Raw genomic sequence first — 13,095 nt, forward strand, 5'->3', positions numbered from 1 at the left:
AGTTGCTCACGATATTTGTCGCCTCTTTTCCTTTTTGCAATAAATCAGCCCTGCTATCTGATGGTGAGCCTACAGTTCGATGGGCTAAATTCTGGTGATGATGCAACTCAAGAGTCGTTGCTTGAGAAATTCCGCACTCATGCTTATTGGCAATCATCGAATAGGTGGACGAGTCGCTTCCATAACTTACAACTACTCATTCAGCCCTACATTTATTGCTGCATTCTCAAGCCTTGGTTATCTGTGTTTGCAGTACCATCACTGGAGCGAGGTTTTTCGTACTTGATTCAGTTGTTCAATCGGTTTTCTGGCTGGCAGCATCGGAGTGCTCTAAGCGTGAGTTCTACTTTTTCATCCGCCTAGGGTGATGAAAGAGGGATAGTTGCAATTTGAGATTACTTAACGAGGGCGGAATTTCCTATTCCATGAATCTCAGCCCCTTTTCTCGAAAGCTGCATGAGCGTTCCGAGTAGCCATTCACCAGGGTGCGCTTTAGGTTTTTCAGCATTGGGGAGATGTGGGGTAGGATCACTGATCTATTAATCCCGCCTAGAGTGTGATCCAAACGGAGTCATGCCAGTGATGCCGCTAAGCAATCTCACTCGAGAAATCTCACTCACTGTGAAGAGATAGACAGCTATCTCTACCCCAGCTCTACCCTAGTGCTATTCACATTCCTAACAGATCGTCTAGCTCATCGAGCGCTTCACACGGAACAGATTGGCTGTCGCGATCGTTTGGTTCACGCAACGAATGAACCATTCGTTGGGGCTGAGGTGAGTTAACGTTCCCATTCATTCGCCCATACAAATAATCATCTGCATATTTGCGAAAGACGGCTTCGATCGCGGCGCGTGCGTTCTTCAATCCCCATTCAGCGGCAATCAGTTCTGCCTTCTCGATGACATCTTTGCTGAGTCTTACTTTGTTGTCATACATAGTTGCAGTCCCTCCGCGATCGGAAACAATCCTCGCACGTTTGCAAACTGTGGATCGGGCATGACGGCAAACAGCTTGCGACCCGCAAGACGTTCGGAAATGAGATGAGAACTGCCTCCTGTGACTAGGAATCGAGTCACTCGCGCCATATAAGGCGTGTACTGAGCTTTTACGGTTTGAAAGATGCCCTTAAACCAAGGGTCTAGATATTCTTCTAGCCAGAGTGACCAAGACAGCCCAGTATCGGCGTAACTATGTCCTGATTTAAAGCCATCCATGACGATCGCAGGGTCAGCCGTTGTGCCCAGCATATCCGCTAACCGTCGATCAAAACTAATGGACGTTGCCAGTTCGTAAGACCCGCCTCGATCCATCACGTTTTCATCAATCACATCGCCTTCAGCATCAATTAGCCGAGAGAGCCATGTACCGCCGCCGATGTCGATAACGATGGTGTAACCAGTATCGGGGATCATCCCTAACTGTTGAGCGTAGCGATAAGAACCGATTCCTTCTCGTTCTACTTCTACTCGCTCTACGGTGACGCGGTAGGGAATGCCGTTGCGTTTGAATTCGTGAATACCGAGCAGCTGCGATCGCAGTGCATTGGCGCTTCTAATTGAATCAGGCGTTGAGACGTATAGCTGAAGCGGGTAATGACAAATTTCTTCGTTACGCTGTGGTTCTAAACAGGCATATAAATGGAGCCTTGCTAGTTCAACTTTGTTTTCAACAACCGTTTGCTGTTGCCTGCGGTACTTGTAAGCTTGTGTGCCAAAATGGTAACGTGAGCCATCGGGCAACTCAATGAGGGGAGAGCTATCTGAGTAGCGAACTGGGTCGCGTCCCTGGGGAAGCTGGAATCTGACAGACCGAATTGCTCTCGGATGTCCAGCACCATCCCAAAATTTGAGATCGTAATTTCCAGCGTCGAGCGCGATTGTCCTGCAAGCTTCCGAAGGAATCGTACGGGGAGCGGGGGTACTGTTCATATCTTTTCTTGCACTTGTCTGTCGAGTCCCAAAATTCATAGCGTTCTCCTCAAGGATGTGTAGGGCTTCTATCACCTATCAGTCAGCTTACTAGTACGTCAGTACTATAGAGGAGCTTGGTGGCTTCTGTCAAGCTAAAAAAATGTAGTACAGCAAATTGAGATAATTCGTAGCGATTCCTCGAATAGAACTGAACATCAATGAGTAAGCAATGAGTAAGCGACAACGTGATTTGCTCAAAGCATTTTATGGTGCTGCGGTTGGCGGATAACGAAAACGATCTTGAGATTCAGCGCAATCCTTCATTAGAAAGACGCGATCGCACTGCCACCTTTCTAGGATCAGAGGAATTAAAAAGCCGCACCCCACACTACTGCCAAGTGGCGATTAGCGCCAAGCACAACACAGACGGAATCGCAGCAAGCGATGACCCATAAGCGTGGAGCAATCATAAAGAAGTGGAGCAATCATAAAGAAGTATAGACAATCAACAGTTCACCAAATTAGAGCTACGTCCAGGACACAGTTGTTATGACTCAAAACATTAAGGTTGAGAAAACAGTCACCATTAACAAATCGCCCGAAGAGCTTTACCGCTTCTGGCATGATTTTGAGAATTTACCCCGCTTTATGAAACATCTCAAAGCGGTGGAGGTGAAAGACGCTAAACGGTCGCATTGGATTACGAGTGGGCCGTTAGGTGGCAGCGTTGAATGGGATGCAGACATCACTGAAGACCAAGAAAACGAATTGATTGCTTGGAAGTCGATCGACGGTGCCGATGTGAATCATTCTGGGTCGATTCACTTCAAGCCAGCCTCCCATGGTTCTAACAGCGCTGCGCCTAATGCTAATCGAGGCACACAAGTAAAAGTTGTGATGGCATACAACCCGCCTGCGGGTGCCATCGGAGATGCGATCGCTAAGCTATTTGGCGAAGCACCTGAACAGCAACTGGGAGATGATTTACGTCGCTTCAAAATGCTGATGGAAACGGGCGAGATTGCCACCACGGAAGGTCAACCGCAGGGTCAATAATCAGGGTTAGTAATCATTGAGATGTAAACAATGACCAAGAAAATAGTATTAAGTGAGAAATAACTATGAAAGCACTTTGTTGGCACGGCACTAAAGATGTGAGAGTCGAAACGGTCCCCGATCCCAAAATCATTAATCCACGGGATGCGATCGTTAAAATCACGTCAACGGCAATTTGTGGGTCTGATTTACATTTGTATGATGGCTGGAACCCCACGATGCAAAAGGGCGACATCCTCGGTCACGAGTTTATGGGCGAGGTTGTTGAGTTGGGGAGCGGGGTTAAAAATGTGAAAAAGGGCGATCGCGTGGTCGTTCCATTCACGATCGCTTGCGGATCGTGTTTCTTCTGCCAAAGAACGTTATGGTCGCTGTGCGATAACTCGAACCCGAACGCTTGGATGGCAGAAGCCGAAATGGGTTATTCTCCATCAGGTTTGTTTGGTTACTCGCATCTCACTGGGGGCTATGCAGGGGGTCAAGCGGAATATGCCCGCGTTCCCTTTGCCGATGTCGGCTTATTCAAAATTCCTGATGGACTGAGCGACGAACAAGTTTTGTTTCTGACCGATGTCTTTCCTACGGGATACATGGCGGCCGAGAACTGCGATATTCAGCCCGGAGACACTGTAGCAATTTGGGGTTGCGGCCCGGTTGGACAATTTGCGATTAGAAGCGCTTACATGTTGGGTGCTGAACGTGTGATCGCGATCGATCTGGTTCCTGAACGGCTTCAAATGGCAAAAGACGGCGGAGCCGAAGTTTTGGATATCACAGAAGTTGAGGTTGGCGAAGCGCTGAAAGAAATGACGGGCGGGATAGGACCCGACTCGGTGATGGACGCGGTGGGCATGGAAGCTCACGGCTTTGGCTTGGAAGGTTTCTACGACAGAGTGAAGCAAGCCGCTCGAATGGAAACCGATCGACCGAACGTATTGCGTCAAGCGATCGTGGCGTGTCGCAAAGGTGGTACGGTATCCGTTCCGGGTGTCTACACCGGCTTTGTTGACAAAATTCCGATGGGTGCCTTTATGAACAAAGGTTTAACCATGAAAACAGGACAAACCCACATTCATCGGTACTTGCACCCGTTGACTGAGCGGATTCAAAATGGCGAGATTGATCCCACGTTCTTGGTCACGCATCGTCTGCCGCTAGAGCAAGCGCCGCACGCCTACGAAATCTTCAAACACAAGCAAGATAACTGCATCAAGGTTGTTCTCAAACCTGGTCAGGTTGCATAGAAGCCCAGGAAGCCCTCCGTTGCAGTATTCAGGGAAAATTACTGATGGTTGGTCAGGCATAGCCATTACCTACCGTCGCGGCATAGAGAGCTTTAAGGAATTGGTAATATTGTCAGCTTGTACGACTCTGGCACTAGTGCTATTAATCTCACGCTCGTTCCAATATTGAGCGGCGATCGCCGCTTTACCCCTATTTCTGTTAGGATGAACCCTTGCCAGTACACTCCGGTCTATTATTGGCACGTTGAAACTTGCTTATCAGAGCCATTCAACTGAATCACAAATTTACTGCTCTTAGACTGGTCCCAGAATTTTGTTTGGGATAGGGGCACCACTAGGAGCAATTGCATCCATGACATTTCAGAACCTCGGTCTGACGACCGACCTGCTTCGTGCTGTCGCTGAACAAGGCTACAGCGAACCAACTCCGATTCAGCAACAGGCGATTCCTGCTATCTTGCAACGGCGAGACATCCTCGCCAGTGCCCAAACTGGGACAGGTAAGACGGCAGGCTTTACACTGCCGCTATTGCAGCGCCTTAGCACCACCAAACCCAACCAAGGGCACCGCACTCCTCGTGCGCTAATTCTCACCCCCACGCGCGAACTAGCAGCCCAGGTCAGCGATAGCGTCAAAACTTACGGCAAATATCTTCCCCTGCAATCAGCCGTCATCTATGGCGGTGTCGGAATCATTCCGCAAATTAAAACGCTGCGCCGGGGAGTTGATATTATAGTCGCCACACCAGGTCGCCTACTCGACCACCTGAGACAAAAGACTCTCGATCTCTCCCAGATAGAGATCCTGGTGCTAGATGAATGCGATCGCATGTTGGATATGGGCTTTATCCATGACATGCGCAAAATTTTGGCAGTGCTGCCCGCATCCCGTCAGACGCTGATGTTTTCTGCGACCTTCTCTAAAGCGATCCAGCAGCTTGCTAACACTCTGCTCAAGTCTCCTACTCTGATCGAAGTGGCTCCTCGCAACACCGCCGCCGAGCAAGTCACCCAGATCATTCACCCCGTGAATCGCGATCGCAAGCAAGAACTGCTTGCCTACATGATTAGTTTCCACAACTGGAAACAGGTGCTGGTCTTTACCCGCACCAAACATGGGGCCAGCCGTCTAGCAGAGCAATTGACAAAAGATGGGCTTAAAACTACGGCGATTCATGGCAACAAAACCCAGGCTGCCCGCACTCGTGCCCTCAGTGACTTTAAGCAGGGAAAAGTTCGGGTCTTGGTCGCCACTGACATCGCCTCTCGCGGCATAGACATCGACCATCTCCCCTATGTGGTCAATTTTGATCTGCCCGATGTTCCTGAAGACTATGTGCATCGCATTGGTCGCACAGGTCGCGCTGGCAACGAAGGACGCGCAGTATCTCTAGTCTGCCGCGATGAATACCCGCTCTTAAGAAGCATTGAACGATTGCTCAAGCGAACCATCACCGAAGACGTGATTGCAGGATACGAGCCAACGGCTTCAGACCAGGCCCAATCAGACCAGCCGAACCGGAAGCGATCGCATCAACCCCGCAGTCAACGGGCAAAACCTCAAACCCAAGCCAAGTCTACCCGCAGCAAAAACAACTCAGCCGGGGCACGCCCAGGCAAACGGCTTCGCACCGCTTAAGTATCCTGCTGCTCAGAACCATCTGAGGAAGGCGCAATTGCCTGTCGTGTCTCTGCATTCAGCAGAGGCATGAGCTGGCTTTGTATGTCTCCTGGCTGGTTATTCCAAAGCATTCTCACAAAGTTTTCTTTGCCCTGTCGACCAGTGTTGTTTAACACACTGGCAAGCTTCTCAACATCAACATCCTCAGACACAATAAATCTCCAATAGTTGGAAAGAGTCCATTTATCTTAAAGCCATCATTTGGTAATTTCTCTCTTTCAATCGATAGACGTGCTGTAGGATTGAAATCAGTCAAACTTCCAAGTGCAAACTTCCAAGTCAGTGATTCCGTGCAACTAGGATTGTTCCAGCAGATAGGCTGAATTATGATGCGTAATCTCAATCGCCGGATCGGGCTAGAGCAAGAGTTTTTTATTGTGAATGCAGAAGGGATCATTGTCGATCGCGCCGATGAACTCTTGCAGGGTTGTCATCACCTCGCTCAAACTCAAGGGCGCAACCCGAAGAACTTTGCGCCAGAGTTTGTGAAAAGCATGGTCGAGATCAACACGGAGCCAGCTTACAGTGTGGCAGCGCTTGCCAACCACTACCTGCGCAATCTGCAGATCCTGCTGATGGCTGCAAAACAGATGGGACTGCGACTTTACCCGCTTTCCCAATACCCACTGCATCTGTCCCCCACCATCCGTGATGCGCCGAACTATCACCTTCAGGCTCGCACTGTTGGCTACGATCGCTTTCTGGATGCCGGTCGCTGCATTGGAACGCATCTGCATCTGGAGTTAGCCGAGGGCACAGTCGATCCTCGAGTGGGTGTGTCTTACCAAGTCTCACCCGAAGCACGAGCCGAGGCCGTGAATCTGTACAACTTAGCCACTGCAATGGACGCGGCTGTAATTGCGCTGTCTCGCGCTTGCCCGTTCTATGAAGGCAAAGTGTTTGGGTTAGCCGCGCGTACCGTTCACTATCGCGGCAATGAAACCTTTGGATGGGAAGGCGTTTACACTCACCTACCAGAAGTCGGAGCGCTGCGCCCGTATGCAGACACTGTTGAGCACCTCGTGGAGCAACAGTTTGAGCGCTACTATGCCTGGCTTGCCGCGATGGATCTCGCGGGAGTCGAACGGACGGCTTCGCTGAGCCGAAAGGCAACGCAGTTTCTCAACGCAGGTGGAAGCTTGCTCAAATCCGCTTGGAATCCTGTGCGGCTCAATGGACATGGCACGATCGAACTGCGCCAAACCGACGGCAACTACCCCGACGTGATTTTATCGATCGCGGCTTTGGTATATAGTGCTGCCGATCGTGTGCGTCGAGAGAAGCTCATAGTACGCCCAGCCGCAGGCGTTCACACGTTTGAGGTAAAAGACCAACAGCTTTTAGTGCCCGACTTTGCCTATCTCAATGGTGAGCTATTATATGCCGCTGTGACCGAAGGCGTGAAGCAAGCCCAGGTCAAAACCTATTTGGATTCCCTACTGCAATTTGCGATCGGCGCAGAGCGCGATGAGAAAACCGCAGACCAAGCGGCAGAATCTGCTTATTTAGAAAGGCTCCGAACGACGATTCGGGCAGACAATTCCGAAAACACGTATCAAACCACCGAAGCCAGGCTGTTAGAGCAGTTTGCTCCAGCAACGGCTGAACTAACTAGAGAAACTGGATTAGCGCTGGTACGGACAGCCTGTGACCAGCTAGAGGCACAGGTGGACGCGCTCTTGCATCAGCTTGAACTGCCGTTGGCGGGGAATGATTCTGGTGAGGGAAGCCATGCTAAATCCGCATACCGCGATTAGCTCGTCACATCCTTGGATTTGGACGATCGGCAATCAACCTTTGGTCGCAGCCGCAATCCACGACGGACATGCTGTGCGGGAAGAAGTGGCGACGCATCTCGCCTTAGACCACAGCGATCGTCGTCGGGAAGAAGATCCCTTTACTGCCCAGTGGACTCGGATTGCTCAGACTCGGCTGATCGTGCTGCGATCGCGGTTTGAGGTCGATCTAAATCGTCCGCGTGAAGCCGCAATCTATCGACAGCCACAAGATGCGTGGGGGCTACAGGTCTGGAAGCAACCTCTGCCTGAAGCGATCATGGCGCGATCGCTAGCGCAATACGATGCGTTTTACGCTGAGCTAAAGCAAGTTTGCCGCCGTCTGGAGCATCGGTTTGGGCACTTTGTCATTTTGGATTTGCATACCTATAATCACCGTCGTGATGGACAGGCTGCTGATGCCTGCGACAATCCTGAGATCAATCTCGGCACGAAAACGCTCGATTCCTTTGGAAGTGTGCAAAGCAATTTCTCTGAAGTTGCGTGTTGCGCTAATCGCTCTTATTGGTCGCCAGTGATTGATCGAGCGTTAGTCGAGTTGCGCCAGTTTAACTTTCTAGGACGGCGGCTCGACGTGCGCGAGAACGTGAAATTTACAGGTGGACACTTTGCCCAATGGATTCATCAGCACTTTCCGCGCTCTGCTTGTGTGTTGTCCATTGAGGTGAAGAAGTTTTTTATGAATGAATGGACGCATCAGCCAGATCCGAGGCAACTGGATGCGGTTTATCAAGCCCTGAATTCAACTGCTTCCGGCATTTTAGATGGGCTGCGACAGATGAACACAGGCAACCCTATCCAAATTTCAGGTCATGGCTTCGGAGCAGAAACCTACCGATGATTCTCCGTCAAAGCCAACTGATTTTCACTGAATAGACCCCACGCAAGTCTAATCCTTGAACATGCCCTAGAAGATTTTGTTGCGTTCTTGCAGCATCATTCCTTGTGGCTGATAAAAAGTTTCTTTCTACCAAAGCATCATTCCTACGCGGCGATGGACAGTTTCTTCGCGGCGATGGACAGCTTCTTTGTCCTGATGGACAGCTTCTTCGCGGCGATGGACAGTTTCTTCGCGGTGATGGGACAGTCTGTTCGTATTGATGGGCAATTTCTTCGCGGCGATGGACAGTTTCTTCGCGGTGATGGACAGTTTCTTCGTGCTGATGGGGCTGTCTCTTCATGCCGATGGACAGTTTCTTCGTGCCGATGAATAGTTTCTTCGTGCCGATGAATAGTTCTATTCTATCAACAAAGTAATTCTTGCTGGTGCAGCACCATTCTATTGCCGAGAAGAACAGTTTCTTCGCTAAAAAGAAATGTTCCTATCTTGAAATAGAAACGTTCTCGCTTTGACTGTTGACGAAATAGTGCAGGATATCTATTTCATTATTCGGAGCTTCATCGTTCTGAGCCGTCTACAAGTACCACTTTCTAGAATTTAAAGGATTTAAGGGGGAATAATGAATCGTCTGTGTCCACTTTAGAGGCAACTGCTGATACGTGTATTCAAGAAACTTAGTAGAAAAACTTAATTAGAGCTAATTTGCAAATAGAAATCGTCAGAGCTTAGGCATGTATATCGAGGCAACTTAGTGAATGATGAGTGATGAACTTTTCTAAATTACCGCTTGTCAAGAGACTGACTCTGCGCGAGAAAACGCTTCTATTTCTGTGTCTAACCCTGACTGGTTTGACTAGCGTTGTCTATCTGACTTCTTCAGCAATTCTTTTAGGCAGTTTAAAGACAGCAGAAGAACAAAGTGCTCGGCAATCGCTTCAAGGAGTCGTCAATGTTTTAGATAAAGACAAAGAGGCGTTTACGTCCCGGTATAGCGATTGGTCTTCTTGGGATGATACGTATGCGTTTATTCAAGATAAAAACGAAGCTTACATTAAGTCAAATCTTGTTCCACAGCAGCTTGCTAACCTGAAGACAAACTTAGTTTTATTTGTGAATGCTAAAGGTCAAATCGTGTATAGTACAGGCTTTGATTTTAAGACAAAGCAAATCAAGGCTATACCGGCAGCATTGCCAAAATCTTTTGCACCCAATCATATCTTTCTAGAACATCCGAAAACTAAAGGTTCTTTAACAGGAATTCTAGTTTCTCCTGAAGGAGCACTGCTCATCACTTGCCAACCTATTTTGACCTCTGAAGGCAAAGGCCCGGCTCAGGGGGTAGTCATCTTCGGGCGCTACATTAATGCTGACGCGATCGCTAATCTGTCAAAAATGACTCGCTTTCCCATTCAGATTCATCCGATTGGGGAAACTAACCTCCCGGCTGATTTTCAAGCAGCCCGCCAATTTCTCTCGCCTCAAGCCCCAATTTCTATTCACACGTTGAATGAAAAACTTCTAGCTGGCTATGTGCTTTTAACCGATATCTATAATCAGCCCGCCCTGATTTTGCGTGCCGAAATTCCTAGGGAAATTTATCAACAGGGAAGCAGTAGTCAACGCTATCTCATGATTGCGATCGTGCTTCTAGGGCTAGTGTTTGGTGGAGTGAGCGTCCTCCTGCTAGAACAACTCGTGCTCGATCGATTAACCCGTCTAAGTATGGGGGTTAGCCAAATTCAGATGAGCCGTAATATCTCGCTACGATTACCCTCATTTGGAACAGACGAAATATCTAGCCTGACCAACAACATTAATCACCTGTTAGCAACGTTGGAAAAGGCCCAGGCGGAAGTTGAAGACGGCCTAGACCAAGTGACACAGACGAATACAGAACTCCACACCGCTGTTAACCAGTTGCAGAATGAAATTCTTGAGCGTCAGCGAGCAGAGGCAGTAGTACGGCAATCTGAAATGCAGTTAAGACAACAGACTCAGTATTTAGAGAAGACGTTGTTTGAGCTTCAGCAAGCCCAGCTTCACTTAGTGCAGAGTGAGAAAATGTCGAGTTTGGGGCAACTAGTGGCGGGTGTTGCCCACGAAATCAATAATCCCGTCAGTTTTATCTACGGCAACCTAGACTATGTTACGGAATATGTCCAGGATCTATTACAGATATTACAGGTTTATCGACAGGAATATCCCACTCCGACGCCTTTGCTCACGTCCACTCTAGAGCAAATCGACCTCAATTTCATAACAGAAGATTTGCCTAAGATCTTGACCTCGATGCAAGTGGGAACGGAGCGAATTCGGGATATTGTGCGATCGCTGCGGATCTTCTCAAGACTGGATGAAGCAGAGGTCAAAGCCGTGGATCTTCATCAAGGCATCGATAGTACGCTATTGATTCTACAAAGTCGCTTAAAGGCAAATAGTCATAATCCCAGCATCGTAGTGGTGAAGGATTATGGGCAACTGCCTCTCGTGGAATGTTACGCCGGACAGCTCAATCAAGTCTTTATGAATATCTTGGTCAATGCGATCGATGCGATCGAGGAAGCGAGGGAATCCAGAACAGCAGAGAAGGGGCAGGAGAACACAGCATTAGCGTCACGGATTGCAGATTATTTATCCGCAACCATTACGATTCGTACCGCGTGTGTAGATACTGACTCGATTGAGATTCGCATCCTCGATACGGGACCAGGAATGCCAGAGAAAGTGAGGAGTCATCTCTTTGATCCCTTTTTTACAACCAAGTCTATTGGCAAAGGAACTGGCTTAGGCATGTCCATTAGTCAACAGATCGTCGTTGAAAAGCATAAAGGGACATTAGAATGCCGATCGACGCTTGGGCACGGAACAGAATTTATCATCACTATCCCAAGGATTTTGCAGAAAGCGGTGTGAGCGCGCCGACGTTAGATAGACATAACATGTTCATTCTGAATTATTGCTGGGCAGTCTAAAGTCAACCAGGTTGGGTCAGTGGAAATAAGCCGATTCAACCATTGATAAATGTGAAAAACTAGGAGAATCAATGCCTAAACGTAAATTGCCCCGTGGTGGCGCTCAAGTCGCTTTGACTCCCGAGATTGCGATCGCCGCGATCGGACTTTTTTCTGCGTTTGCAGATGGTGAAGCGATCGACGATATGGAGACCTACGCGCTAGGTGAGATGCTGAGTGGCATCGACCTATATGAAGACTACTCCGAGGAAGATTTTGAAGCGCTGGGAATGGAGATTGGAACTCTCATTAACGAAGAGGGAGTTGAGGCGGTCGTTGCACAAGCGATTATCAATGCGAGAGAGGAGGGACTCGAAGAAGTCGCACTTATAGTTGCTTTAGTCGTGATTGCGGCTGATGGAGAAGTACCTGAGGCAGAGCAGGAATACGTCGATAATCTGTGCGAAGCTCTAGGCATTTCAACAGAGCGAGGCATTGAAATCGTTGATGAGCTTTTCTCGGAAGAGGAAGAAGAAGAGGAAGAGGAAGAGGAAGAATAGGCTCAATCATCACCGAATGATCATCAACGCTCAGATCCCCCTGATAGCCAAACAACGGCTTCAGGGGGATTTTATGCTGATGCCCAATCTTCAAGTCGGAAACATTGAAACATTAAATGTTGTAGAGCATTTAGCACTTAACCACCGGATGGTAATCCAATTCAGCTCGATCCCACTGTCCTAAATTCGCGGCTGCCTCATACGTGCTTTGGAGGAAGTGCAGCACAGCTGTATCTGGATCAGCAGCCTGTCGTACGGCTTCATACGGCAGAATGAACTCAAGCATCTCTGGGCTGTAAAAAGCTTCTTGCGGTTGGATTGGATACTCTTTGAATCCTTCCGGTGCTGGATAGGCGTAAGCGTAGAACAGCGCTTCGGTTGAACCACCTCCAAACCAGAAGCCGCAACTGCTGACTTAGTGAGAATAGGCTTCTCGCGTGACCCAATCAGCCATGTTGGGTACACCCCCCGGATGCTCTGGTGCCCGTCGTCCAGAAAAGCGAGTCACCGCCAGATCAAAGCTGCCCCAGAAGAAATGCACTGGGCTGCACTTGCCAGCATAGCGGGAGCGAAACACCTTCAAGATGCGATCGACTTGCACCAGAATACGCCAGAAGCGTTGAGCAGACTCTGGATCGTAAGCAGCATGTTGATCATCCTGCTCAAACGGAATCGGTTCAGCCACTTCTTGTGGCATCGTCCAGATCTGCACCTCAATGCCGATCTCGCTCAAGGTGTTCATCACGTCATGGTAAAAGTCAGCTACCGTTCGAGGAGCGAGGGCAATACTTCTGGTTATGCCCTCGCTCGTCTCAATCTTAAGTTGGTGATCAAGAAAATCAAACGTGATTTGAAAGCTATGAACACCGCTAGGAATTGTCGAGGTTGTTAATCCGCGTGGCGTCACATACAGCGTCGAGTGCCACCAATGATTGATTTTGGGAGCTAAGGCTAACCGAATTTTGCCGACAATTTGAGTCCACAGATGCAGCGTTTCGTATAGCTGTAGCCATCTAGATTAAGACGCAGCTTGACGAAGTACAAGCTCGATAG

12 protein-coding genes and 1 pseudogene are annotated in these 13,095 nt (G+C 48.9%); 9 read left to right on the top strand and 4 right to left on the bottom strand.

Features of this window, described 5'->3' with window-relative positions; translation table 11 throughout:
• Window positions 1-669: 669 nt before the first annotated feature.
• Both AC5I6P_RS20115 and AC5I6P_RS20120 read right to left on the bottom strand, forming a co-directional pair.
• The gene (locus AC5I6P_RS20115; protein ID WP_495695537.1) at window positions 670-939 is read right to left on the bottom strand and encodes a hypothetical protein; all 270 of its coding nucleotides are present in this window, start codon (window positions 937-939) and stop codon (window positions 670-672) included.
• Complete coding sequence (locus tag AC5I6P_RS20120; RefSeq protein WP_495695538.1) at window positions 921-1,970, bottom strand: ParM/StbA family protein; 1,050 nt, start codon at window positions 1,968-1,970, stop codon at window positions 921-923. Before AC5I6P_RS20120 ends, AC5I6P_RS20115 begins: the two co-directional genes overlap by 19 nt.
• A gap of 209 nt (window positions 1,971-2,179) precedes the next feature.
• Between AC5I6P_RS20120 and AC5I6P_RS20125 the strand changes: the two genes are divergently transcribed.
• The 4 genes from AC5I6P_RS20125 (at window position 2,180) to AC5I6P_RS20140 (ending at window position 5,852) form a co-directional block, all read left to right on the top strand.
• Window positions 2,180-2,368, top strand: coding sequence for a hypothetical protein (locus AC5I6P_RS20125; protein WP_495695539.1), 189 nt, complete (start codon window positions 2,180-2,182; stop codon window positions 2,366-2,368).
• Between the two features lie 94 nt (window positions 2,369-2,462).
• Window positions 2,463-2,969 carry an SRPBCC family protein gene (locus AC5I6P_RS20130; RefSeq protein WP_495695540.1) on the top strand — a complete coding sequence of 169 codons (507 nt, stop codon included), beginning with the start codon at window positions 2,463-2,465 and terminating at the stop codon, window positions 2,967-2,969.
• A 65-nt stretch (window positions 2,970-3,034) separates the two neighbouring features.
• A complete protein-coding gene (locus AC5I6P_RS20135) occupies window positions 3,035-4,213 on the top strand; it encodes a zinc-dependent alcohol dehydrogenase (protein ID WP_495695541.1) in 1,179 nt (392 codons plus the stop codon).
• Between the two features lie 352 nt (window positions 4,214-4,565).
• Window positions 4,566-5,852 (top strand): DEAD/DEAH box helicase, encoded by a 1,287-nt coding sequence (locus AC5I6P_RS20140; protein WP_495695542.1) that lies wholly within the window; start codon window positions 4,566-4,568, stop codon window positions 5,850-5,852.
• Here the strand turns inward: AC5I6P_RS20140 and AC5I6P_RS20145 are convergent.
• A complete protein-coding gene (locus AC5I6P_RS20145; protein WP_495695543.1) occupies window positions 5,849-6,046 on the bottom strand; it encodes a hypothetical protein in 198 nt (65 codons plus the stop codon). The two genes, AC5I6P_RS20140 and AC5I6P_RS20145, sit on opposite strands and share 4 nt — an antisense overlap.
• 174 nt (window positions 6,047-6,220) lie before the next feature.
• On the opposite strand from AC5I6P_RS20145, the gene AC5I6P_RS20150 reads away from it, so the two are divergent.
• From AC5I6P_RS20150 to AC5I6P_RS20170, 5 genes are all read left to right on the top strand, one after another.
• Entirely contained in the window at window positions 6,221-7,651 is a 1,431-nt protein-coding gene (locus tag AC5I6P_RS20150; protein WP_495695544.1) for a glutamate-cysteine ligase family protein, read from the top strand.
• Window positions 7,626-8,531: an N-formylglutamate amidohydrolase gene (locus AC5I6P_RS20155; RefSeq protein ID WP_495695545.1), complete on the top strand. Its 906-nt coding sequence runs from the start codon at window positions 7,626-7,628 to the stop codon at window positions 8,529-8,531. The genes AC5I6P_RS20150 and AC5I6P_RS20155 overlap by 26 nt, the downstream gene beginning before the upstream one ends.
• Before the next feature lie 87 nt (window positions 8,532-8,618).
• Window positions 8,619-8,900 carry a hypothetical protein gene (locus AC5I6P_RS20160; protein ID WP_495695546.1) on the top strand — a complete coding sequence of 94 codons (282 nt, stop codon included), beginning with the start codon at window positions 8,619-8,621 and terminating at the stop codon, window positions 8,898-8,900.
• 396 nt (window positions 8,901-9,296) lie between these two features.
• Window positions 9,297-11,444: a CHASE4 domain-containing protein gene (locus AC5I6P_RS20165; protein ID WP_495695547.1), complete on the top strand. Its 2,148-nt coding sequence runs from the start codon at window positions 9,297-9,299 to the stop codon at window positions 11,442-11,444.
• Between the two features lie 130 nt (window positions 11,445-11,574).
• Entirely contained in the window at window positions 11,575-12,042 is a 468-nt protein-coding gene (locus AC5I6P_RS20170) for a tellurite resistance TerB family protein (protein ID WP_495695548.1), read from the top strand.
• Window positions 12,043-12,172: 130 nt separating this feature from the next.
• Here AC5I6P_RS20170 and AC5I6P_RS20175 read toward each other — a convergent pair.
• A pseudogene (locus AC5I6P_RS20175) lies at window positions 12,173-13,045 on the bottom strand (DUF5996 family protein); the annotation flags it as partial.
• Between the last annotated feature and the right edge of the window lie 50 nt (window positions 13,046-13,095).

The organism is Myxacorys sp., from assembly GCF_059501405.1.

What these genes read in the sequence shown, in the direction of transcription:
- AC5I6P_RS20115 (WP_495695537.1), bottom strand. Translation starts at nt 939, where the DNA reads ATGTATGACAACAAAGTAAGACTCAGCAAAGATGTCATCGAGAAGGCA.
- AC5I6P_RS20120 (WP_495695538.1), bottom strand. Translation starts at nt 1,970, where the DNA reads ATGAATTTTGGGACTCGACAGACAAGTGCAAGAAAAGATATGAACAGT.
- AC5I6P_RS20125 (WP_495695539.1), top strand. Translation starts at nt 2,180, where the DNA reads ATGGTGCTGCGGTTGGCGGATAACGAAAACGATCTTGAGATTCAGCGC.
- AC5I6P_RS20130 (WP_495695540.1), top strand. Translation starts at nt 2,463, where the DNA reads ATGACTCAAAACATTAAGGTTGAGAAAACAGTCACCATTAACAAATCG.
- AC5I6P_RS20135 (WP_495695541.1), top strand. Translation starts at nt 3,035, where the DNA reads ATGAAAGCACTTTGTTGGCACGGCACTAAAGATGTGAGAGTCGAAACG.
- AC5I6P_RS20140 (WP_495695542.1), top strand. Translation starts at nt 4,566, where the DNA reads ATGACATTTCAGAACCTCGGTCTGACGACCGACCTGCTTCGTGCTGTC.
- AC5I6P_RS20150 (WP_495695544.1), top strand. Translation starts at nt 6,221, where the DNA reads ATGATGCGTAATCTCAATCGCCGGATCGGGCTAGAGCAAGAGTTTTTT.
- AC5I6P_RS20155 (WP_495695545.1), top strand. Translation starts at nt 7,626, where the DNA reads ATGCTAAATCCGCATACCGCGATTAGCTCGTCACATCCTTGGATTTGG.
- AC5I6P_RS20165 (WP_495695547.1), top strand. Translation starts at nt 9,297, where the DNA reads ATGAACTTTTCTAAATTACCGCTTGTCAAGAGACTGACTCTGCGCGAG.
- AC5I6P_RS20170 (WP_495695548.1), top strand. Translation starts at nt 11,575, where the DNA reads ATGCCTAAACGTAAATTGCCCCGTGGTGGCGCTCAAGTCGCTTTGACT.